This window comes from Mesorhizobium sp. M4A.F.Ca.ET.050.02.1.1 (assembly GCF_003997725.1).
GTDB lineage: Bacteria > Pseudomonadota > Alphaproteobacteria > Rhizobiales > Rhizobiaceae > Mesorhizobium.
Genome location: NZ_RZSG01001236.1, coordinates 1 through 1,060 on the forward strand (window position 1 = coordinate 1; position 1,060 = coordinate 1,060).

The window sequence follows — 1,060 nt, forward strand, 5'->3', positions numbered from 1 at the left end:
TTTCTTGAGTGGGCCAATCCAGTCGGTCAGCTGCCGCTGGGGCCAGGAAGGCCGTCTTCCTGCCGTAAGGGATTTTCAGCCATGCCCGTTCATGGAGATAGTAGAGCAATGACTTGGTGACGACCTCGGTGGCGCCGATGGCGGCGGCCAGCTTGACGCTGCCCGTTACCACCAGTGAAATGATCATCGTGTCGATGGTGCCGGTGGCGCGCCAGGAAAGCGCCTTGGCGAAGCTGCGTGAATGGGTGTCCATCGCCGATCATCCTCCCAGTAGACCTCACACGATCCTTAGCCGAACGACGAGAGGATGAGCAAAGGCAAATTCTCGTGGGACCGAGGTGATGTCGCCGCACCCGGTATGGCCCAGCCCCTAGCTGGCCTTCAACCTCGAACCGCCGAGCAGACCGCGCTCCTCCAGCACCGGATAGGCCATGGAGGCGAGCAGCGAGTTGATCTGCTTCAGGTCGCGGATGGTGTCGAGATGGATGGAGCTGGTCTCGACGCTCTTGGCGGTGCCGTCGCGCAGCCGCACGAAATGGCTGGCGCTGGTTTCCTTCTCGCGGTCGCGCAGCCGGTCCTTTTCCAGCACCAGCTGGCGGGCGGCCTCGGGGTCGCGCGAGACCAGTACGTTGAAGGCAAGGCGCGCATTGGCGAGCACCGAGGCATGGAAGGCGCTGAGCTCGCGCCAGCCTTCGGGCGTGAACTCCAGCCCGCGTTCTAGCTTCTTCCTGACATGCACCAGCATGTTGCGCACGATGATGTCGCCGACCTGCTCCAGCTTGACGCAGGCGCCGATCAATTCCTGGCAGCGCAGCGCTTCGTCCTCGCTGAGCGGGTTTTTGGTAACCTTGGCCAGATAGAGCTTTATCGCCGCGTGCTTCTTGTCGACGCGATCGTCGAGCGCGGCCAGCGCCTTGATCTTGTCGCCGTCGGCGCTCTCATAGAGCTCGATGATGCGCTTCAGCATGATCTCGACGGTCTCGCAGACCCGCACCACCTCGCGGGTGGCGTTGGCCAGCGCCTGGCTCGGCGTATCAAGCGCGCTTTCGTTGAGCGCCGA

The 1,060-nt window shown here is 63.1% G+C and carries 2 protein-coding genes; both read right to left on the minus strand.

The window, feature by feature from the left end; genetic code table 11:
* Nucleotides 1–253, minus strand: a 253-nt coding sequence (locus tag EOA33_RS36595) for a DUF2061 domain-containing protein (RefSeq protein WP_145989544.1), incomplete at its 3' end; no start/stop codon positions are given.
* A gap of 117 nt (nt 254–370) precedes the next feature.
* A partial coding sequence (locus EOA33_RS36600; RefSeq protein WP_145989545.1) for a Na/Pi cotransporter family protein occupies nt 371–1,060 on the minus strand: 690 nt, incomplete at its 5' end.